The organism is Paraburkholderia sp. RAU6.4a, assembly GCF_050435625.1.
Taxonomy (GTDB): Bacteria; Pseudomonadota; Gammaproteobacteria; order Burkholderiales; family Burkholderiaceae; genus Paraburkholderia; species Paraburkholderia tuberum.
Genome location: NZ_JBNDKQ010000003.1, coordinates 1,562,286 through 1,581,479 on the forward strand (window position 1 = coordinate 1,562,286; position 19,194 = coordinate 1,581,479).

18 protein-coding genes and 3 pseudogenes are annotated in these 19,194 nt (G+C 64.5%); 7 read left to right on the forward strand and 14 right to left on the reverse strand.

The genetic code is table 11. The features are described 5' to 3' along the window. Positions 1-4: 4 nt before the first annotated feature. Positions 5-850 carry a TOBE domain-containing protein gene (locus tag OKW40_RS31820; protein WP_429493261.1) on the forward strand — a complete coding sequence of 282 codons (846 nt, stop codon included), beginning with the start codon at positions 5-7 and terminating at the stop codon, positions 848-850. A 37-nt stretch (positions 851-887) separates the two neighbouring features. On the opposite strand, the gene OKW40_RS31825 is transcribed toward OKW40_RS31820, so the two are convergent. The 4 genes from OKW40_RS31825 to OKW40_RS31840 all read right to left on the reverse strand — a co-directional run bounded on the left by OKW40_RS31825 (position 888) and on the right by OKW40_RS31840 (position 3,962). Beyond that, entirely contained in the window at positions 888-1,598 is a 711-nt protein-coding gene (locus OKW40_RS31825) for a sulfate/molybdate ABC transporter ATP-binding protein (RefSeq protein ID WP_187612177.1), read from the reverse strand. A 1-nt stretch (position 1,599) separates the two neighbouring features. Next, entirely contained in the window at positions 1,600-2,274 is a 675-nt protein-coding gene (gene modB / locus OKW40_RS31830; RefSeq protein ID WP_184036157.1) for a molybdate ABC transporter permease subunit, read from the reverse strand. A gap of 22 nt (positions 2,275-2,296) precedes the next feature. Then, positions 2,297-3,070 carry a molybdate ABC transporter substrate-binding protein gene (modA, locus tag OKW40_RS31835; RefSeq protein ID WP_429493262.1) on the reverse strand — a complete coding sequence of 258 codons (774 nt, stop codon included), beginning with the start codon at positions 3,068-3,070 and terminating at the stop codon, positions 2,297-2,299. A gap of 190 nt (positions 3,071-3,260) precedes the next feature. Beyond that, entirely contained in the window at positions 3,261-3,962 is a 702-nt protein-coding gene (locus OKW40_RS31840; protein WP_429352641.1) for a phosphatase PAP2 family protein, read from the reverse strand. A gap of 358 nt (positions 3,963-4,320) precedes the next feature. Between OKW40_RS31840 and OKW40_RS31845 the strand changes: the two genes are divergently transcribed. Both OKW40_RS31845 and OKW40_RS31850 read left to right on the forward strand, forming a co-directional pair. Continuing rightward, complete coding sequence (locus tag OKW40_RS31845) at positions 4,321-5,499, forward strand: extracellular catalytic domain type 1 short-chain-length polyhydroxyalkanoate depolymerase (protein ID WP_429333054.1); 1,179 nt, start codon at positions 4,321-4,323, stop codon at positions 5,497-5,499. 109 nt (positions 5,500-5,608) lie between these two features. Then, positions 5,609-5,788 (forward strand): DUF3563 family protein, encoded by a 180-nt coding sequence (locus OKW40_RS31850; protein ID WP_090808381.1) that lies wholly within the window; start codon positions 5,609-5,611, stop codon positions 5,786-5,788. Positions 5,789-5,944: 156 nt separating this feature from the next. Here OKW40_RS31850 and OKW40_RS31855 read toward each other — a convergent pair whose 3' ends face one another. The 7 genes and pseudogenes from OKW40_RS31855 to OKW40_RS31885 form a co-directional block, all read right to left on the reverse strand. After that, complete coding sequence (locus OKW40_RS31855) at positions 5,945-6,403, reverse strand: TspO/MBR family protein (RefSeq protein ID WP_429352640.1); 459 nt, start codon at positions 6,401-6,403, stop codon at positions 5,945-5,947. A gap of 57 nt (positions 6,404-6,460) precedes the next feature. Next, positions 6,461-6,936 (reverse strand): annotated as a pseudogene (locus OKW40_RS31860) (FAD-binding domain-containing protein); the annotation flags it as partial. A 209-nt stretch (positions 6,937-7,145) separates the two neighbouring features. Next, positions 7,146-7,565, reverse strand: coding sequence for an organic hydroperoxide resistance protein (locus OKW40_RS31865; protein ID WP_184057477.1), 420 nt, complete (start codon positions 7,563-7,565; stop codon positions 7,146-7,148). 171 nt (positions 7,566-7,736) lie between these two features. Continuing rightward, positions 7,737-8,189: a MarR family winged helix-turn-helix transcriptional regulator gene (locus OKW40_RS31870; protein WP_429493263.1), complete on the reverse strand. Its 453-nt coding sequence runs from the start codon at positions 8,187-8,189 to the stop codon at positions 7,737-7,739. Between the two features lie 175 nt (positions 8,190-8,364). Next, positions 8,365-9,171, reverse strand: coding sequence for a BPSS1780 family membrane protein (locus OKW40_RS31875; protein ID WP_090808390.1), 807 nt, complete (start codon positions 9,169-9,171; stop codon positions 8,365-8,367). After that, entirely contained in the window at positions 9,162-10,157 is a 996-nt protein-coding gene (locus tag OKW40_RS31880) for a homoserine kinase (RefSeq protein WP_184057471.1), read from the reverse strand. The genes OKW40_RS31875 and OKW40_RS31880 overlap by 10 nt, the downstream gene beginning before the upstream one ends. A 216-nt stretch (positions 10,158-10,373) precedes the next feature. Next, entirely contained in the window at positions 10,374-10,769 is a 396-nt protein-coding gene (locus OKW40_RS31885) for a hypothetical protein (RefSeq protein WP_429493264.1), read from the reverse strand. Between the two features lie 191 nt (positions 10,770-10,960). On the opposite strand from OKW40_RS31885, the gene OKW40_RS31890 reads away from it, so the two are divergent. Next, a complete protein-coding gene (locus tag OKW40_RS31890; protein WP_429493975.1) occupies positions 10,961-12,487 on the forward strand; it encodes an AMP nucleosidase in 1,527 nt (508 codons plus the stop codon). Positions 12,488-12,539: 52 nt separating this feature from the next. Here the strand turns inward: OKW40_RS31890 and OKW40_RS31895 are convergent. The 3 genes and pseudogenes from OKW40_RS31895 to OKW40_RS31905 form a co-directional block, all read right to left on the reverse strand. Beyond that, positions 12,540-12,821 (reverse strand): annotated as a pseudogene (locus OKW40_RS31895) (chromate transporter); the annotation flags it as partial. Between the two features lie 48 nt (positions 12,822-12,869). Continuing rightward, a pseudogene (locus tag OKW40_RS31900) lies at positions 12,870-13,025 on the reverse strand (chromate transporter); the annotation flags it as partial. Positions 13,026-13,224: 199 nt separating this feature from the next. Continuing rightward, positions 13,225-13,968 (reverse strand): TIGR00730 family Rossman fold protein, encoded by a 744-nt coding sequence (locus OKW40_RS31905; RefSeq protein WP_035471771.1) that lies wholly within the window; start codon positions 13,966-13,968, stop codon positions 13,225-13,227. Between the two features lies 1 nt (position 13,969). Here OKW40_RS31905 and polA point away from each other — a divergent pair, with 1 nt between their 5' ends. The 3 genes from polA (at position 13,970) to OKW40_RS31920 (ending at position 19,185) form a co-directional block, all read left to right on the forward strand. Further along, positions 13,970-16,711 carry a DNA polymerase I gene (gene polA, locus OKW40_RS31910; RefSeq protein WP_429493265.1) on the forward strand — a complete coding sequence of 914 codons (2,742 nt, stop codon included), beginning with the start codon at positions 13,970-13,972 and terminating at the stop codon, positions 16,709-16,711. Between the two features lie 157 nt (positions 16,712-16,868). After that, positions 16,869-18,224 (forward strand): NAD(P)/FAD-dependent oxidoreductase, encoded by a 1,356-nt coding sequence (locus OKW40_RS31915; protein ID WP_429493266.1) that lies wholly within the window; start codon positions 16,869-16,871, stop codon positions 18,222-18,224. Between the two features lie 88 nt (positions 18,225-18,312). After that, entirely contained in the window at positions 18,313-19,185 is an 873-nt protein-coding gene (locus OKW40_RS31920; protein ID WP_184057465.1) for a dienelactone hydrolase family protein, read from the forward strand. Positions 19,186-19,194 lie beyond the last annotated feature (9 nt).

Genomic DNA, 19,194 nt, shown 5'->3' on the forward strand with positions numbered 1-19,194 from the left:
TGCCATGACCGTCGACCGCCCCGATCCTCGCCGCGATGCCCTCGAACTCGGCGGCTCCGTCTGGTTTCAGGCGGGCACGCAGACGCTCGGCGGCGCGGCCCGCATCGCGCTGCTTGCGGCGATTGGCGAGACCGGCTCGATCACCAGCGCGGCGAAGGCGGTCGGCATCAGCTACAAAGGCGCGTGGGATGCCATCGACACGATGAACAACCTCGCCGGCGAGCCGCTCGTCGTGCGTCTGACCGGCGGCAAGGGCGGCGGCGGCACGACGCTGACGCCGCGCGCGGTGAAGCTGATCGAGACGTTTCGCGCGGTCGAGCGCGAGCATCGGCGCTTTCTCGAACGCGCGGGCGCGGCGATTGGCGAGGGCTTCGCGACGGACTGGGACCTGATCGGCCGCATCGGCGTGAAGACGAGCGCGCGCAATCAGTTCTACGGCACGGTGTCGGCGATCGAGCGCGGCACCGTCAACGACGAAGTGTCGCTCGGGCTGCCCGGCGGCCACACGATCGTCGCCGTGCTCACGCACGAGAGCACCGAAGCCCTCGGGCTCGCGGTCGGCGTGGCGGCGTTTGCGCTGATCAAGGCGTCGTGGGTCGTTTTGCTCGTACCGGGTGATGGCGATCGCGATGCGCCGTTGAACCTGTCGGCGCGCAATCAGTTGCGTGGCACCGTGCACAGCGTGAAGCGCGGCGCGGTGAACGCGGAAGTGTCGCTCGGGCTCGAAGGCGGCGCGGTGGTCACGGCGGTCGTCACCAATGGCAGCGTCGAGATGCTCGGTTTGCAGGAAGGCGCGAGCGCGGTCGCGGTGTTCAAGGCGTCGAGCGTGATACTTGGAGTGAAGGATTGAGGTTGCCGGGGCGCAACGAAGGCGCAATGCCACCCGCTCAACGAGGTGACGCCTCGCTGCGCGCATATCCTGCGAACGGATGATCCTCGCGCACGCGGCCGTCGCTGACCTGCACGACCTGATCGCCGAATGCGGCGACGTCGTCCGGATCGTGCGTGATCAGCACCATCGGAATATCGAGCCGCGTTTGCAGGTCCGATAGCTCGCGTCGCATGCGCTGGCGCAACTCACTATCCAGTGCGGAAAACGGCTCGTCGAGCAACAGCAGGCGCGGCTGCGAAACCAGCGCGCGCGCGAGCGCCACACGCTGCTTCTGCCCGCCCGACAGCTGCGCCGGGTGATTGCCCGCCAAGCCCCTCAATTCGAGCGCATCGAGCCAGTAATCGACCTGCGCATGCGCGCCGCGCGCACGCGGATTGAGCCAGCCCCGGTGCAGCCCGAAGCCGATGTTCTGCCGCACGTTCAGATGCGGAAACAGCGCGTAGTCCTGAAACAGATACGCGATCTTGCGCGCCTGCGGCTTCTGATCGATGCCGACCGCGCTATCGAACAAGGTGGTGCCGTGCAGCGTGATGGTCCCTTCATCGGGACGCAGCAAGCCGGCGATCGCCTGCAAGGTCAGGCTCTTGCCCGCGCCCGACGGCCCGAACAGCACGAGCCGCTGCGTGCTCGCGCTGAACGCGACGTCGAGCGTGAAGCGCCGCTCGGCGGTCTCGAAGGTCTTGCGGATGGCGACGTTGAGCGGCATGTCAGCGGGCTCTCAGAAGCGTGTGCTGCGGCACGAGACGCCCCGCGAGCAGCAGGATCGTCACGCACGCGACCGATGTCACGAGCACGAGGAAGTTGGCGGTGCTGTCGTCGCCGGCCTGCACCGCCGAATAGACCGCGACCGACAGTGTCTGCGTGCGGCCTGGCAGATTGCCCGCGATCATCAGCGTCGCGCCGAATTCGCCGAGCGCGCGCGCGAACGCGAGCAGGCCGCCCGCGAGGATGCCGCGCGCGGCGAGCGGCAGCGTCACGCGGAAAAACACCGCAGCTTCGCTGACGCCGAGCGTGCGCGCCGCGCGCTCCAACTGCGGATCGACGCCCTCAAAGGCGGCGCGCGCGGACTTCAGCACGAGCGGAAACGCGACCACCGTCGACGCGATCACCGCGCCCTGCCACGTGAAGACGAGCTGGATGTCGAAGCGGTCGAGCCACGCGCCGATCACGCCGCGTCGGCCGAGCAGCACGAGCAGGTAATAGCCGAGCACGGTGGGCGGCAGCACGAGCGGCAGCATCAGCAGCGAATCGATCACGTCGCGCGCGCCGGAGCGCCAGCGCGACAGGCCGAACGCGGCCGCGACGCCGAGCACGAGAGTGAGCGCGGTGGCCCAGCCTGCGACCTTCAGCGATAGCAGCAGCGGAACCCAGGCCTGTTGCATGAGCGTGTGCTCTCCCCGTGAATCAATGCGCCGGCCTGAAGCCGTACTTCGCGAGCACCGCCTGGCCGGCCGGCGACAGCACGAAGTCGATGAAGGCTTGCGCGTCGGCCGCGTGATGGCTGCCTTCGACCTGCGCGATCGGATAGCTGATCGGCGTTTGCGTCGGCAGGTTCAGCGCGACCTTGACCTTGTCGGGCATGATCGCGGCATCGGTGCCGAACACGAACCCGGCGTCGACTTCGCCGCGCGCGACGTAATCAAGGCTCTGACGCACGTTCGACGCGAGCACCGCCTTCGCGCTGACCGCGTCCCACACGCCGGCGGCCTGAAGCGCGCCCTGCGTGTAGCGGCCAACCGGCACCGAAGCCGGATCGCCGAACGCGACTCGCTTGACGTTCGCGGTCGTCAGCGCGTTGAGGTTGGCGGGCGCGAAATGACTGTCGGCTGGCACGATCAGCACCAGCGAGTTGGCGGCGAAGTCGCGCCGCGTCGACGGCACGATCACCTTTTCGGCGGCGGCCTTGTCCATTGCCTTCTGATCCGCGGACGCGAATACGTCGGCGGGCGCGCCTTTGACGATTTGTTGCATCAGCACGTCGGACGCGCCGAAGTTCAACAGAACCTTGGTGCCCGGATGCTGTTGCTCGAACGCGTCGCCGACCGCCTTGAACGCATTGGTCAGGCTGGCGGCGGCCGAGACCACCAGTTCATCGGCGTGGGCATTGACGCTGACCACGACGGCGACGGCGGCTGCGACGCACAGCGCGTACTGCTTCAGATGGCAAGAGAGTGTCATGAAGGACCTGGAGTCTGACGTGAACGGGAAGCAGTAGCTTAAAAACGCTATCGTAATATATGCGCGGTTATAGCGGTGCGCGAAACGGTCGATTCGGCGCAGCGCTTCACGTATGGCGTGAAGCGAGGGAAGTGCTACGAAACTGTAAAAGGAAGCTTGAAAACGCGGCGGGAGGGCCGGCGCAGCGTGCTCAGATGTCCGACGCGCGCATCGGCTCGAGCGTATTGCGCGTTTGCGACAGCGGCGCGGCCGACGGTCGAATGTCGCGCGGGGACAGCCATTTCGCTCGAATGAACGGCCGGTCGTGGCCGGACACCTTCAATGCGATATGCGTGACCCAGCGCTGCGTGGGCACGTGCACGCCGTGCATCAGGATTGCCAGCACCATCAGGCTGACGGTGACCGGGAGCGCCGACAGCCGGCCCGGCTCCGCATTCCACGCGATGCGCACGAACACGAGCGCGGTGAGCGCGCCGACGAGGCAGCCAGTCACGGCTTCGGACGGCGAATGCGCGCTCAGCACCACGCGCGACAAGCCCACCGCCAGGCCGGCGGCAAGCCCCCCGAGCACGCCGAGCAGCCGGACGGCGCGGCGCGCGGGCAATAGCATCAAAAACAGCGCGACCGGATAGACGGCCGTGGACAGCATGGAGTGACCGCTGACGCCGGTGAAATCGAGCTCGCGCACGCCGACGCCCCAGCCGAGGAAGGCGAGCTTGGTCAAGGTCACGACGCCGATCGCCGTACCGAGTAGCGCGAGCCAGCAGGCCGCGAGCCGCCACGAGTAGCCGACCGCCAACCACAGCGCGATGGCGAGCGCGAGCGGCAGCGTCAAGCCGGCGCCGCCGAGGCTGGTGATCGAATACCACAGGTGGATCGGTAAATCGGGCATGGCGGGAGCGCGACGCGGGTCGCGTGAAATCGGGTTGGTGGAAATCGGCGCGCGGCCGGCACGAAACGCCGATGCGGCCCGGATCGACAGGTCGGGAGATCAACCGCCAGTATAGTCGGGTGTCGCGCGACGGTCTTGCGGCGCACAGCGCTTTTGCACGCCGAATGTGGGCTGCCGAACGGCTATCGACGTGGTTTGACGACAGGGCCCCGGCAAGGTTCGCGACGATCGAAATGGGGCACGAAGAGCGGCGCTGTGTTCAGCACCGCAGGAAAAATGATGTTATTGTGCATTGCACAACTTCATCTGATCCGCAGTTTTGGGGTCCGCATTTGTCTCTTTTGCGAGGTTATCGCCGATGGCAAAAAGCCTGTCGAAAATCTGGCTGCGTGGTTTCAAGCGCCTGCTCGCGATCCAAACCGAACACGCGCAAAAAACCGCCAAGCGAGCGCAGGCGCGACCGGTTCGCGCCGCCACCACCAAACCGTCGAGCAAGGCTCATCCACTGAAGCCGGCTGCCGCGCTACGCACGCCGATGAAACGCGAAGCGCCGCGCGAGTCGCGCGTGCGTCCACGCGCGGCAGCGTGGGCGAGCGGCGCGTGGACGCGCTCGTTCCATTCCGCGCCGGCCGCGCCGGGCCGGCTGGTCAATCACCTGCAGTACGGGCTCTATATCCCGTCCGGGCACGCGCACGAGGCGATGCCGCTGGTCGTGATGCTGCATGGCTGCACGCAGTCGATCGACGAATTCGCCGAGGGTACGCGCATGAACCTGCTCGCCGACCGCCACGGCTTCGCGGTCGTGTATCCGGAGCAGTCGAAGCACGCGCACTCGCACCGCTGCTGGCATTGGTACGATGCCGGCGATAACGCGGGCGGCGCGGAAGCGCGCGCGGTCGTGTCTCTGGTGGATTCGCTGGTCGAGCAACACGGCTTTGACCGCGCGCGTGTCTACGTGGCGGGGATTTCGGCGGGCGCGGGGCTGACCGCGCTATTGGCCGTCAAGTACCCCGGGCATTTCGCCGCGGTCGCGCTGCATTCCGGCCCCGCTTTCGGCGAGGCGCGCTCCGGCATTACCGCGATGGACGTGATGCGGCGCGGCGCGCGTCGCGAGCCGGCGGAACTCGTCGACGAAACCACGAACGTCGCCCAATACCCGGGCATGCCGGCATTGATCGTCCACGGCGATGCCGACCATGTGGTGGCGCCGGTCAACGCGGACCAGTTGGCGACACAGTTTCTGCGTCTGAACCGCCTCATTGACGCAAACGGCGCGCGCAAAGCCGGCGAGACGCGCGAGGACCGCAAAAATGGCGTCGTGATGCGCGACTATCTGCGCGGCGGGCGGCGCGTGGTGCGGGTTTGTCGTGTGCAGGGGCTGGGCCACGCGTGGGCCGGCGGCGACGATGCGCTGCCCTTCCACTCGTCCAAGGGCCCGGACGCGAGCGCCATGCTGTGGGAGTTTTTTCGGCATCAGCGTCGTGCGGACGCGGGCCGCATCGCGGAAGGATTGGCGGCATCGTCGGTCGGGCGCTGACGTCCGAGCAACACCTCGAAAATGAGCAGTGGCATGTAATCAGGGTTTTCCCTATAATACGGGTTATCCCTTAGGCGTAATCGCCTAGCTATCATTGCCGAGGTGAACCATGTATCTGATCAGCCGCCTGTTCCTGTTTCTGACCAAGTCGCCGGACCAGCTCGCGAAGGAGCGCGCTGACGCCTATCTCGCTGAAGCGACCGATCTCTACGATCTCGAATTCCGCATGCGCAAGCTCGATCAAGAGACGAACGCGCGTCCGTCGTGGATGAGCCAGCACTACGGCTAAGCCGACTGCCTGTAATCGGCATCAGGCCGTCAGCAATCGGCACATCGGCGCGTGGTGAGGCGCTGGTGTTTGGGGTTGGCCATCAAGGCTAGTACTCGTAACGCGCATTCCCCTTTACTCATCGCGCGGCCTTCGCGCCCGCTTGGCAGACCCCACTCAAGCAGCCGGATTCAACTGCCACAACGCGTAGTTCAAAAGCGCGGCGTACGCGACCCACACGACATACGGCACGAGCAGAATGCCCGCGAGGCGATCGCGCCGCCAGAACACATACGTCAGCATCACGATCAGTAGCAGCAGAATCAGGATGTCGATCAGCGCCGTCTCCGGCCGATGCAGGCCGAAAAACAGCCACATCCACGCGGCGTTGAACACCAGCTGCACGACCCACAGTACGATCGCCGCGGTCAGGCCGTCGCGCTTCCACACGCGCCACGCGGAAAACGCCATCAGCACGTAAAGTACGGTCCAGACCGGTGGGAAAACCCAGTTCGGCGGATTGAACACAGGCTTTTGCACGCCCGTGTACCACGCGTCCGGCAGAGACAGACTCGCGGCCCAGCCGGCCGCCAGCGTCAGGATCAAAAACACGAGCAGCGACGGTAGACGGCGCATCTTCGCCCCCTTCAGACCTTCTTATTCAGTAATGTGAGCAGGCACTCACTTTCCGTATCAGGCCAGTGTGCGCTCGCGGGCCTGTGCCTGGTCGACGATCCGTTCGGCATAATTCCCGCCCCGTACCATGCACCGAATTCCGCGAGCCGCTCCGCGCCGGCCAGCCACCGCGCGTGAATCCATTTTGCCGGCAAGTTCGCGAGCTGCGGTAGATATCGTTTGATAAAGCGCCCGTCGGGATCGAATTTTTCGGATCGCGTGAGCGGATTGAAAATACGGGAGTAAGGTTGCGCGCCGTAGCCGGTCGAGGCGGCCCACTGCCAGCCGCCGTTGTTCGCCGAGAAATCGAAGTCGTTCAGCAAATCGGCGAAGTATCGCTCGCCGAGCCGGCAGTCGATGCCGAGATCCTTCGCGAGGAAGCTTGCCGTGGCCATCCGCAGACGGTTGTGCATATAGCCGGTCTGGTTCAACTGCAGCATCGCGGCATCGACGACCGGATAGCCGGTGCGGCCGTCGCACCAGGCGGCGAACGCTGCAGGCGGCGGGCGCGTGTCATCGGGAGAGGCAGTCGGGCTGAAGGTGGTCGAGGACCGGCTACGCAGGATGCGTGCCGTGCGCGCGAAAACAATCAGCGCCCGGCCCTATTGTGCAGGGTGCGGGCGCTGCTCGCGACGGCGCAGGGTAATGCGCCGTGAGCGGTTCTTCTTGAGCATTGCTGATCGGCGCAACGGCCGACCTGACCTCAAGCGACGTGCAGACGAACCGCGACGTTGTTACGCGTAGCGTTCGAGTACGGGCAGACCTGGTGCGCTGCATCCACCAGTTCCCTGGCAGCGTCCGCAGCCAGACCCGGCAGAGTGATACGCAGGTCGATGTCGAGCGCGAAGCCGCCCTTGTCGTTCGGACCGATGCCGACGTCGGCGGAAACCTGCGCGTCGGCCGGCAGGGCCTGTTTGCGCTGGCCGGCGACAAACTTCATGGCGCTCAGGAAACAGGCCGAGTAGCCGGCTGCAAACAGCTGTTCGGGATTCGTGCCTGCTGCGCCATTTCCGCCGAGTTCACGCGGTGCCGCCAGCTTCACGTCCAATGCATCGTCCGACGATACGGCGCGGCCGTCGCGGCCGCCGGTGCTCGTTGCGCTTGCCTTGTAGAGGATGTTCATGGTGCGGTTCCTAGTCTGGGGTGTCAGGGTTGGCTTGTTTGCCGCTGGCTGCCGGTTCGCCGGTCTGGCGAAGCGCTAACGAAGCGGCAGGTGACCGAGATAGTACACAAATCATTTGCATGCAAATGAATTTTTCGATGGAACCGGAACTAGTCCTTTTCAGTTATCGCCCTACTGGTCCATGAAGTCGTTGAGCGTCGTGCGCAGGCGTGTGAGGTCGTCGCGCAGACGTAGCAGGAAGTCCGCCGTCTGCTGCGTCGCGCAGAAGATTTCGCCGGGCACGTCGCGCGCCTGACGCTTGAGCGCCTTGCCCGCGCCCGTCAGGCGAATGTAGACGAGGCGCTCATCGTCGGTGCCGCGCGCGCGCTCGACGAGTCCCTGCGCTTCGAGGCGCTTGAGCAGCGGCGTGACCGTCGCCGGATCGAGATTCAGGCGCGCGGCCATGTCCTTGACGGTGACGTCGTCGGTTTCCCACAGCACGAGCATCGCCAGATACTGTGGATACGTGAGTCCGAGCTTTTCGAGCAGCGGCTTGTACGCTTTCGTCATCGCGAGCGAGGTCGAGTAGAGCGCAAAGCACAGTTGCTCGTCGAGCGTGAAGGGGAAAGCGGGGCGCTGGGTCATGATTCATCTCGGCAAAAAGAGCGTGCAAATGGATTGCACGCAAACCATTGTGCCGCAAGTCGATTCAGGATGCCGAGCGTCGGGATCAGGTGTGTCGACAGAGACGTCGGGAAGGTGTGCGCGGAACACGCGGCGCGCGCGGGCGCCAGAACGGCTCCCGCGCGGGAACGACGGATCAGGCCGCCGGCGTGGTCGGCAGATCCGGCGTTTGCGGCGTCTGCACGCCGAAGCAGCCGCGATAGGTCGCGTAGAACGAGCAGTACAGCATGGTCGTGACGATCATCGTCGCGGGCATCAGGATCGCGAACGCGAAGTCGGCCGCGCCGAGCGCCTGCATCAGCACCGACAGCCCGATCGACACGACTGTTGCGACTGCGAACCACAGCGCCGCGAATACGACGAAAGCGCCGCGATTGCGCCAGCAACTGACCACGCTGAAGAACATGGCCTTGACGGGCGGCACGTCGTGCCAGGCGGCGAGGATGGGCGAGAACCAGAACAGCATCGCGACTGGTATGTAGAACGCGAGCGCGGTGATCACCGCGAGCGGGATATTGCTGTTGGCGATCGTGTTCTCGTCCATCGACGCGTTGCCGAGCATCACCTTCAGCAGCATGCCGCCGTCGGCGAGCGCCGAGCCGGCCAGCACGAGCGCCATGGCGATGACATACAGCACGCCGAGCACGAGCAGCCGCCGCGCGACCACCGGGCCGTACGAATGAAAGCCGTCGACAAGGATGGTCGGAAACACCGGTTTGCCCGCGATCGTGTTGCGGCATGCGGCCATGAAGCCGACCGCGACACCGGGAATGAACAATAGCGGCAACACGCCGCCGACCACCGGAATCTGCGACACGAGCGTCATCACCAGCAAATAGGTGAAGAACAGCGTCAGAAAGGCGAGCGGATTCTTGCGGAACAGCCAGATACCCTGGCGGAACCACACATAGCCGGTTTTCGCGGGGACTTCGATCAGTTGCATGAGGTATGGATGCCTGGATTCGCGACGCCGTGCAGGCGCTCGCGCAGAATGCGTTCGAAATGACCGGGGTCGTGCGGCTTCAGCAGTTCGGCCGCGCGCGGCAAATGAAAATCATACAGGCGCGAGACCCAGAAACGGTATGCGCCCGCACGCAGCATGTCGCCCCAGTGATGGTTTTCCTCGACGGTGAACGGCCGCACCGTCTGATACGCGCGCAACAGCGCCTCGGTGCGCTCGGCGTCGAGCTTGCCGGTCGCGAGGTCGACGCACCAGTCGTTGACCGTCACCGCGACGTCGAACAGCCACTTGTCGCAGCCGGCGAAATAGAAATCGAAGAAACCACCGAGCCGCACTTCGTGGCCGGTGTCGGGCGCCGCGTGAGCGAACATCGCGTTGTCGCGGAACAGGTCGGCGTGGCACGGGCCCGCGGGCATTGCCGCGTAATCGGCGGAGGCGAAGAACGCTTCCTGATGCGCAAGCTCGGACGCCAGCAGATCGCGCTGCTCGCCTTCCAGATACGGCAGGATCGTCGGCACGGTTTCGCGCCACCAAGGCAGGCTGCGCAGGTTCGGCTGATAGCGCGGATAGTCGCGGCCCGCGAGGTGCAGGCGCGCGAGCATCTGGCCGACCTCGACGCAATGCTCGACGCCCGGCGAGAGTTCGGGCGCGCCTTCGAGCTTCGTCACGATGGTCGCGGGTTTGCCGAGCAGCATGCCGAACAGCGCGCCGTCGAGACGCGGCATCGGATCCGGTACCGGCACGCGATGCGCGGCAAGATGCCGCATCAGGTTCAGATAGAACGGCAGTTGTTCAGCTGTCAGCTTTTCGAAAATCGTCAGCACGTATTCGTCGCGCGTCGTCGTCAGAAAGAAGTTGCTGTTTTCAATGCCGGACGAAATGCCGCGAAACTCGACGACATCGCCGAGATCGTAGTGACTCATCCATTCTGCGAGTTGGGATTCGTTGACAGCGGTGAAGACGGCCATGCGGAAACGTCGGATCAGGTTGTTCGGGCTGGCGCGGTGCGGCCAGTGCGAGGTGAGACAAACGAATGTGGGCGGAGCGGGCGACGAATGCGGAACGGCGAAGTGCAAGCGTCGCCGCATTCAGCGCGGGTTCATCGCGCAGCGGCCGCGATCGGGTTGAGCGGGGGCGCGGTCGCGCCGCGGCCCGCCGTTGCCGGCGTGCCGCTTTCGTAACGATCAATAGTGGAGATTCACCGATGGCAAGCGCGTACTGGGTTTGCCGCTGTCGTGGACGGTGGGCGACGTGTCGGGCGACGCGCTCATCTGGTAGCGGGTGCCGAAATTCGAATGCACGTCGATTTCGACCGGCTTGCCCTTGTCGCGGAATTCGGTGATTTCGGTGCCGTTCGGGCTGACTTCGTGAAAGCTCGGCGTGCGCGGAACGTTGATGTCGACCTTCGAGCTGACCTCTGCGGCCGGACGATTGATCTTGTCCAGGTCCGGCAGACCGGCCCGTTCATTGGCGGACTGGGGCGCGCCGGCGGCCGGCGGTTCGTCGACGGGCTGGGCAGCCATCGCGGCGTTGCCGAAGGCCAGAGCCAGCGCAACAGCGATGGGAAGGAGCAGCTTCATGGTGATTCTCCGATTGGGTGCCCGGATTCTAGCAAATCCGGTCTGACGCACGGGCGCGAAGCCTTATTTTGCGCCGCTTTCGCGCAACCTGCGCGCGTTCTCGCGGGCGCTGTTGCAAGCGTCGCCGCCGACATTTGGCAACAGCGGGTTCCGTGGTAATGTCGTCTCATCAAAAAGGGTGGACGATGATGATCAACAACGATATCAATCAGCGCACGGTGCAGACTCCCGCCAACAGCTTCCCAACCGAAGGCTTCGACGACGCGGCCGAGGCCGTCACCCGCCTCGCCGCGATCTACGAGGCGAACACGTCGTTCCTGCGCGATGCGTTCGCGCGCTATCGCCGCAACGAGCAGTTCGACCATCGCGTGCGCGCCTGCTATCCGTTCGTGCGCGTGCGTACCGAGGTCAACACGCACGTCGATTCACGTCGCTCGTACGGTTTCGTCGCGGGGCCGGGCGTGTTCGAGACGACCGTCACGCGGCCAGACCTGTTCGGCAACTACTATCGCGAGCAACTGCGGCTGCTGGCGAAGAATCATCACGTGCAGATCGAGGTCGGTGTGTCGGACCAGCCGATTCCGATTCATTTCGCGTTCGCCGAGGGCATCCACCTCGAAGGCGATCTGGACCGCGAGCGCCTGTTCCTGATGCGCGACATCTTCGATATACCGGACCTCGCGCTGCTCGACGACCGCATCGTCAACGGCACGTACGAGCCGCTGCCGGGCGAGCCGCATCCGCTCGCGTTGTTCACGGCGGCGCGCGTCGATTTTTCACTGCATCGGCTGAAGCACTACACGGCGACCTCGCCGACGCATGTGCAGAACTACGTGCTGTACACCAACTACCAGTTCTATATCGACGAATTCGTCAAGCTCGGCCGGGGCATGATGGCCCGTACCGACGACGAGGAATTGCGCACCTATCGCAGCGAATACACGTCGTTCGTCGAGCCCGGCGACGTCATCACCTACAACGAGAATCTCGGCGAGCAGGCGCAGGAGGGCACGCTGCCGCCACGTCTGCCGCAGATGCCGGCCTATCACCTGAAACGCGCGGACGGCAGCGGCATCACGATGATCAACATTGGGGTCGGGCCGTCGAATGCGAAGACCATCACCGATCACATCGCGGTGCTGCGTCCGCATGCGTGGATCATGCTCGGCCACTGCGCGGGACTGCGCAACACGCAGCGTCTCGGCGACTACGTGCTCGCGCACGGCTATGTGCGCGAAGATCATGTGCTCGATGCCGATCTGCCGCTGTGGGTGCCGATTCCGGCGCTCGCCGAAGTGCAGGTCGCGCTCGAGCGCGCGGTCGCGCAGGTCACGCAGCTCGACGGCGTCGAGCTGAAGCGCGTGATGCGCACGGGCACGGTGGCGAGCGTCGACAATCGCAACTGGGAGCTGCGCGATCATCGCGAGCCGGTGCAGCGGCTTTCGCAAAGCCGTGCAATCGCGCTCGATATGGAAAGCGCGACGATCGCCGCGAACGGCTTTCGCTTCCGCGTGCCTTACGGCACGTTGCTGTGCGTGTCGGACAAGCCGCTGCACGGCGAGCTGAAGCTGCCGGGCATGGCCGATCAGTTCTATCGCGCGCAGGTCGATCAGCATCTGCAGATCGGCGTGAAGGCGATGGAACTGCTGCGGATGAATGGGCTGCATCGATTGCATAGCCGCAAGCTGCGCAGTTTCGCGGAAGTCGCGTTTCAGTAACTCAGGCCGAGGCACTGATAAACAGCCCGCTTACGCTGGATGTGCCGCTTTGAAGATGGCTCGCGAGCGACGTCGGCCCGAACTTCGCAATCGACGTGACGAGCATGCCGGCCCAGCGGGCCACATGCCAGCCGATCAGCGTGACGATCATCTGGTTCGGGCCGGGCGCGGCTTGAGCGAGCGCGAACAGCGCGCTGAACTCGCTGGCCGGCATCCAATGATGCACGTCGACCACCTGCCGCTGCATCTCCGGAGGGATCGTATTGCCGCCGCCGAACGCGAGCAGCGACAGCTGACTAAAAATCGCCGCAAGGGAATCGAGCATGTCGTTCATCGCGCGCTCCTTGCAGCAAGATAAATGCTGAGCGGCGTGAGCACGAGCATCGTCGGCAGCAGCGGCAGTCGCAGCATCGACGAGTGCACGGCGCGCGAGCGGCAACGCGCCGCCGAATGAAATGAGACCGGGGCCGAGAAAACCGCTGAAGATCTCACGCAACGTCGGCGCGAGCGCGGCTTCGGGTGAGGTGAGTTCGTTCAGATTGCGAGCTTCGAGTACCAGCTGAGCACGTTAGCGCCGGACGGCAAGCGTGCAAACGATTTGTTCGCCAATCCGGTTGACAGTCAGCGCGCCGCAAACTGGCCTGCAAAACGAAAGCGGGCAGCCCGAAGGCTGCCCGCCATGTGCGCGACGATAGGCATCGTGCTACGCGCAATGCGAGGCGCGCAGCCTCTTGCCATCACAGGTAGAACATCCGGTCTTCTTCCGACTTGACCGGATGAACTTCGCCTTCCTCGCGGTCTTCGTAGAACTTGAGCACCGCTTCGAGCACCTGGTCCGGATTGTCGATCACCTGCATCAGATCGATGTCGGTCGGATTGATCAAACCCATCGGAATCAGAGCGCTCTTGAACCACGCGAGCAGACCTTCCCAGAACTCGGCGCCGACCAGAATGATCGGCACATGGCGCGACTTCTTGGTCTGGATCAGCGTGAGCACTTCGGCCAGTTCGTCGAGCGTGCCGAAGCCGCCGGGCATCACGATCACCGCGTCCGAGTTCTTCACGAACGTGACCTTGCGCGTGAAGAAATGGCGAAAGCGCAGCGAGATGTCCTGCCACTGGTTGCCCGACTGCTCGTGCGGCAACTCGATGTTCAGACCGACCGAAGGCGCCTTGCCCGCATGCGCGCCCTTGTTGGCCGCTTCCATGATGCCGGGGCCGCCGCCGGAGATCACCGCGAAGCCAGCATCCGACAATTTGCGCGCGATCTGCGTGGCGAGTTTGTAGTACGGCGAGTTCGGTTTCAGGCGCGCCGAACCGTAGATGCTGACCGCCGGGCGAATCTCCGACAGGTACTCGGTCGCCTCGATAAACTCTGCCATAATCGTGAACATCTGCCACGATGCGCGGGCTTTCTTGGCCGTTGCGCGCTCTTGATCTGCGAGCGATCGCAGACTCGGAATCACTTTTCTCTTAGTCATAATGCCTGAAGAACGAAGCCTTGAAGGTAAGACCCTGCTGTTGGTCGACGGTTCGAGTTATCTGTACCGGGCCTACCATGCGATGCCTGATCTGCGCGGTCCCGAGGGTGGCCCGACGGGTGCGCTCTACGGGATGATCAACATGCTGCGGCGCATGCGCAAGGAAGTCACAGCAGAGTATAGCGCGTGCGTGTTCGACGCCAAGGGCAAAACGTTTCGCGACGACTGGTATCCGGAATACAAGGCGAACCGTCCGTCGATGCCGGAAGATCTTGCCCGTCAGATCGAGCCGATTCACGTCGCGGTGCGTGCGCTCGGCTGGCCGCTGCTGATGATCGATCGCGTCGAAGCGGATGACGTGATCGGCACGCTGTGCACCGAAGCGGAAAAGCTCGGCATGAACGTGGTCGTGTCGACCGGCGACAAGGACCTCGCGCAGCTCGTGTCGAACCGCGTGACGCTCGTCAATACGATGACCAACGAAACGCTCGACCGCGACGGCGTGGTCGCGAAGTTCGGTGTGCCGCCGGAGCGCATCATCGATTATCTGTCGCTGATCGGCGATACCGTCGACAACGTGCCGGGCGTCGAGAAGTGCGGTCCGAAAACCGCGGTCAAATGGCTGACGCAATATGAGTCGCTAGATGGCATCGTCGGGCATGCGAGCGAGATCAAGGGCGCGGTCGGCGAGAATCTGCGCCGCGCGCTGGACTTTTTGCCGATGGCGCGCAAGCTCGTCACAGTCGAGCGTCATTGCGATCTGACCGGGCACATCGTGTCGATCGAGGAGAGTCTGCCGAGCCTTCCCGAATCGCGCGAAGAGTTGCGCGAGGTGTTCACGCGCCACGGCTTCAAGACGTGGTTGCGCGAAGTCGAAATCGCCGATGCGGTCGAAGGTCCGGAAACCGACGTGCCCCCCGCGTTGTCCGTCGATCACGAGCGCCACTACGAGACCGTGCAAACATGGGAGCAGCTCGACGCGTGGCTCGACAGGATCAATGCGGCCGAGCTGACCTCGTTCGATACCGAGACCACGTCGCTCGATCCGATGATCGCGCAGATCGTCGGCTTGTCGCTGTCGGTCGAAGCGGGCCGCGCCGCGTATGTGCCGCTCGCGCATCGCGGCCCCGACGCGCCGGTGCAGCTGCCGCGCGACGAAGTGCTCGCGAAGCTCAAGCCGTGGCTCGAAAGCGCAGGCCACAAGAAGGTCGGCCAGCATCTGAAGTACGACGAACAGGTGCTCGCGAATTACGGCATCGAAATGCGCGGCGTCGAGCATGACACGCTGCTCGAGTCGTACGTGCTCGAATCGCATCGCACGCACGACATGGACAGCCTCGCGCTGCGTCATCTCGGCGTGAAGACGATCAAGTACGAAGAGGTCGCGGGCAAGGGCGCGCAGCAGATCGGCTTCGACGAAGTCGCGCTCGACAAAGCCGCCGAATATGCTGCCGAAGACGCAGACATCACGCTGCGTCTGCATCAGGCCTTGTATCCGCAGATCGCCGCGGAGAAGTCGCTCGACCATGTGTATCGCGAGATCGAAGTGCCGACTTCGCGCGTACTGCGCAAGATGGAGCGGACCGGCGTGCTGATCGACGCGGAGAAGCTGCGTCAGCAGAGCAGTGAGATCGCCACGCGTCTGATCGAACTCGAAGGCAAGGCGTACGAACTGGCCGGCGGCGAATTCAACCTCGGCTCGCCAAAGCAGATTGGTCAGATTTTCTTCGAGAAGCTCGAACTGCCGGTCATCAAGAAGACGCCGAGCGGTGCGCCTTCCACCGACGAAGAGGTGTTGCAGAAGCTCGCCGAAGACTATCCGCTGCCGAAGATTCTGCTCGAACATCGCGGCCTGTCGAAACTGAAGTCGACCTATACCGACAAGCTGCCGCGCATGGTCAATCCGCACACCGGCCGCGTGCATACGAACTACGCGCAGGCCGTCGCGGTGACGGGGCGGCTCGCATCGAACGATCCAAACCTGCAGAACATTCCGGTGCGTACCGGCGAAGGTCGGCGCATCCGCGAGGCGTTCATCGCGCCGCCCGGGCACAAGCTCGTCTCCGCCGATTATTCGCAGATCGAATTGCGCATCATGGCCCACATCTCGGGCGACGAATCGTTGTTGCGCGCGTTTTCGCAGGGCGAGGACATTCACCGCGCCACCGCGTCGGAAATCTTCAGCGTGACGCCGCTCGAAGTGTCGAGCGATCAGCGGCGCGTCGCGAAGGTCATCAACTTTGGGCTCATCTACGGCATGAGCGCGTTCGGACTCGCGTCGAACCTCGGCATCACGCGCGATGCGGCGAAGATTTATATCGACCGCTACTTCGCGCGCTATCCCGGCGTCGCGCGCTATATGGACGAGACGCGTTTGAGCGCGAAGGCGAAGGGCTACGTCGAAACGGTGTTCGGCCGTCGTCTGTGGCTGCCCGAGATCAACGGCGGCAACGGTCCGCGCCGCCAGGCCGCGGAGCGGGCCGCGATCAACGCGCCGATGCAGGGCACCGCCGCCGACCTGATCAAGCTTTCGATGATCGCCGTGCAGAACTGGATCGAAGACTCGAAGATCGGCACGCGGATGATCATGCAGGTGCATGACGAACTGATTCTCGAAGTGCCCGACGCTGAGTTGTCCGAAGTCCGCATGCGCCTGCCAGAACTGATGTGCGGCGTCGCCGCGCTGAAGGTGCCGCTCGTCGCCGAGGTCGGTGCGGGCCTGAACTGGGAGGAAGCGCATTGACATGCCCGTGACATGCGCACGATAACGTCGTGCGCATGTCACACATGGGTTTTGGCGACTTGTGACTTCCCAGGCGGGTCGAGGACAATCGGTTCAGGACGGCGCATTCATGCGCAGCGTCGCGACAGATAATTCATCGGCTACACGGAGAAGTGCAATGCATCGATTTATCGTCGTTGGCGGAGGTGCGGGAGGATTGGAACTGGCCACGCGTCTTGGCGATCGCTATCGGGCCGACAAGAAGGGGCGCAGCGCGCAGGCCCAGGTCACGCTGGTCGACCGCTATCCGACGCATATCTGGAAGCCGCTGCTGCACGAGGTGGCGGCGGGCAGCATGGACCCGTTCACGCAGGAGCTCCCGTACGCGGCGCAGGCGCGCTGGCATGGCTTCGCATTCCAGCAAGGCGACCTGACCGCACTCGACCGCACGAACCGACGCATTACGCTCGGCACCGTGCTGGACGACGACGGCGCTGAACTGCTGCCCGAACGCGAGCTCGAGTACGACACGCTGATCATCGCGATCGGCAGTACCACGGCCTTCTTCGGCGTCAAGGGAGCGGCCGAATTCTCCTTCGCACTGGATACGGTTAGCGAGGCAGAGCGTTTCCGCAAGCGCCTGATAGCGGCGTGCGTGCGCGCCGAGCATCAGGCGCACGAACCCGTCGAGTCGAGACCGGGACCCGGCACGTGGACGTCGAGCGAGCCGCGCATTCAGGTGGCGATCGTCGGCGGCGGCGCGACGGGGGTCGAGTTGTCGGCGGAGTTGCGCAATACCGCGCAGGTGTTGTCCGCGTATGGCTTGCACAAGCTCGATCCGCGGCATGACGTCGGCATCGTGCTGATCGAGGCGGGGCCGCGCATTCTGCCCGCGTTGCAGGAGCGCGTTTCCACGGCCACCGCCGAATTGCTGACCAAGCTCGGCGTGAAGCTGATGATCGGCGAGACGGTGGCCGAGGTCGCGCCGGGCTACATCCGCACCGCGAGCGGTCACACCGTGCGGGCCGATCTGACCGTGTGGGCGGCGGGCATCAAGGCGCCGGCGGTGCTCGGTCAGCTCGACGGCTTGCCGGTCAACCGGCTCGGCCAGCTGGTCGTGCGCCGTACGCTGCAAACCGGGATCGACGACAACATCTTCGCGCTCGGCGACTGCGCGGCGTGCGAGTGGCCGGGCAACGAGCGCAACGTGCCGCCGCGCGCGCAGGCCGCGCATCAGCAGGCGAGCTTTCTGATGAAAGGACTGGCGGCGCGCCTCGACAACAGGCCACAACCGGAATTCACTTATCGCGACTTCGGCTCGCTGGTCTCGCTCGGCCACTTCAGCGCGGTCGGCAATCTGATGGGCGGGGTGATTGGCGGCAATATGCTGATCGAAGGGCTGTTCGCGCGCTTCATGTACATGTCGCTGTACCGGCTGCATATCGCGGCGCTGCACGGCTATCCGCGCATGGTGCTCGACACCTTCGCGCATTGGTTGCGCCGTACCACGCTGCCGCGCGTCAAGCTGCACTGACGCGCGCGGACGATCTCCTCAGTTGAATGTGCAACGGGATGCGCAAGGCGTATCCTGTTGCCTCTAACAATTCTTCGAGGAGCGCCACATGCTGAAGCCTGAGGTCGACTGCCTGGTCCCGCACGTTCCCTTCGATCGGCGCACCTTCATCAAGGCGGCGCTGGGCACCGGTTTCGCGGCGGCGGTGCTGCCAGTCTCGGCGCAAACCATTCATACCGACAGCGACGGCCTCGAAGCAGGGGAGGTGGCGTTTCATTCGCTCGGTACGCTGATACCGGCCTACCGCGCGCAGCCGAAGGGCAAGACGCATCTGCCGGTGATCCTCGTCGTGCATGAGGCTTTCGGCGTGCACGAGCATATCGCGGACGTCTGCCGGCGCTTCGCGAAGCTGGGCTATCTGGCAATCGCGCCGAACCTGTTCGAGCGCGAGGGCGATCCGACCGTCTACACGAGCATCCAGCAACTGAGCGAGCAACTGCTCAGCAAGGTACCCGACGAGCAGGTGCTGGCCGACCTCGACGCAGCCGTCGCGTGGGCCGGCGAAAACGGCGGCGACCTGAACCGGCTCGGCGTGAACGGCTTCTGCTGGGGTGGGCGCATCTCGTGGCTCTATGCCGAACACAATCCGCGCGTGAAGGCGGGGGTCGCCTGGTACGGTCGCGTGACCGGCGCGAAGAATGCGATGACGCCGGCCAATCCGATCGATCTCGTCGCTGACCTTCATGCGCCGGTGCTCGGCCTGTACGGGCGCCAGGATCAAAGCAATCCGCAGGACACGCTCGAGCAGATGAAGCAGGCGATCGCGCAAGGGCCGCAAGCAGGACGCGGCTCGCAGTTCGTCGTTTATGACGACGCGGGTCACGCGTTTTTCGCCGATTACCGTCCGAGCTACAGGAAGGCCGATGCCGAGGATGGCTGGCGTCGTACGCTCGTGTGGTTCAAGCAGCACGGCGTGGCTTGAAGCGCTGCT

What these genes read in the sequence shown, in the direction of transcription:
- OKW40_RS31820 (WP_429493261.1), top strand. Translation starts at nt 5, where the DNA reads ATGACCGTCGACCGCCCCGATCCTCGCCGCGATGCCCTCGAACTCGGC.
- OKW40_RS31825 (WP_187612177.1), bottom strand. Translation starts at nt 1,598, where the DNA reads ATGCCGCTCAACGTCGCCATCCGCAAGACCTTCGAGACCGCCGAGCGG.
- modB (WP_184036157.1), bottom strand. Translation starts at nt 2,274, where the DNA reads ATGCAACAGGCCTGGGTTCCGCTGCTGCTATCGCTGAAGGTCGCAGGC.
- modA (WP_429493262.1), bottom strand. Translation starts at nt 3,070, where the DNA reads ATGACACTCTCTTGCCATCTGAAGCAGTACGCGCTGTGCGTCGCAGCC.
- OKW40_RS31840 (WP_429352641.1), bottom strand. Translation starts at nt 3,962, where the DNA reads ATGCCCGATTTACCGATCCACCTGTGGTATTCGATCACCAGCCTCGGC.
- OKW40_RS31845 (WP_429333054.1), top strand. Translation starts at nt 4,321, where the DNA reads ATGGCAAAAAGCCTGTCGAAAATCTGGCTGCGTGGTTTCAAGCGCCTG.
- OKW40_RS31850 (WP_090808381.1), top strand. Translation starts at nt 5,609, where the DNA reads ATGTATCTGATCAGCCGCCTGTTCCTGTTTCTGACCAAGTCGCCGGAC.
- OKW40_RS31855 (WP_429352640.1), bottom strand. Translation starts at nt 6,403, where the DNA reads ATGCGCCGTCTACCGTCGCTGCTCGTGTTTTTGATCCTGACGCTGGCG.
- OKW40_RS31865 (WP_184057477.1), bottom strand. Translation starts at nt 7,565, where the DNA reads ATGAACATCCTCTACAAGGCAAGCGCAACGAGCACCGGCGGCCGCGAC.
- OKW40_RS31870 (WP_429493263.1), bottom strand. Translation starts at nt 8,189, where the DNA reads ATGACCCAGCGCCCCGCTTTCCCCTTCACGCTCGACGAGCAACTGTGC.
- OKW40_RS31875 (WP_090808390.1), bottom strand. Translation starts at nt 9,171, where the DNA reads ATGCAACTGATCGAAGTCCCCGCGAAAACCGGCTATGTGTGGTTCCGC.
- OKW40_RS31880 (WP_184057471.1), bottom strand. Translation starts at nt 10,157, where the DNA reads ATGGCCGTCTTCACCGCTGTCAACGAATCCCAACTCGCAGAATGGATG.
- OKW40_RS31885 (WP_429493264.1), bottom strand. Translation starts at nt 10,769, where the DNA reads ATGAAGCTGCTCCTTCCCATCGCTGTTGCGCTGGCTCTGGCCTTCGGC.
- OKW40_RS31905 (WP_035471771.1), bottom strand. Translation starts at nt 13,968, where the DNA reads ATGACTAAGAGAAAAGTGATTCCGAGTCTGCGATCGCTCGCAGATCAA.
- polA (WP_429493265.1), top strand. Translation starts at nt 13,970, where the DNA reads ATGCCTGAAGAACGAAGCCTTGAAGGTAAGACCCTGCTGTTGGTCGAC.
- OKW40_RS31915 (WP_429493266.1), top strand. Translation starts at nt 16,869, where the DNA reads ATGCATCGATTTATCGTCGTTGGCGGAGGTGCGGGAGGATTGGAACTG.
- OKW40_RS31920 (WP_184057465.1), top strand. Translation starts at nt 18,313, where the DNA reads ATGCTGAAGCCTGAGGTCGACTGCCTGGTCCCGCACGTTCCCTTCGAT.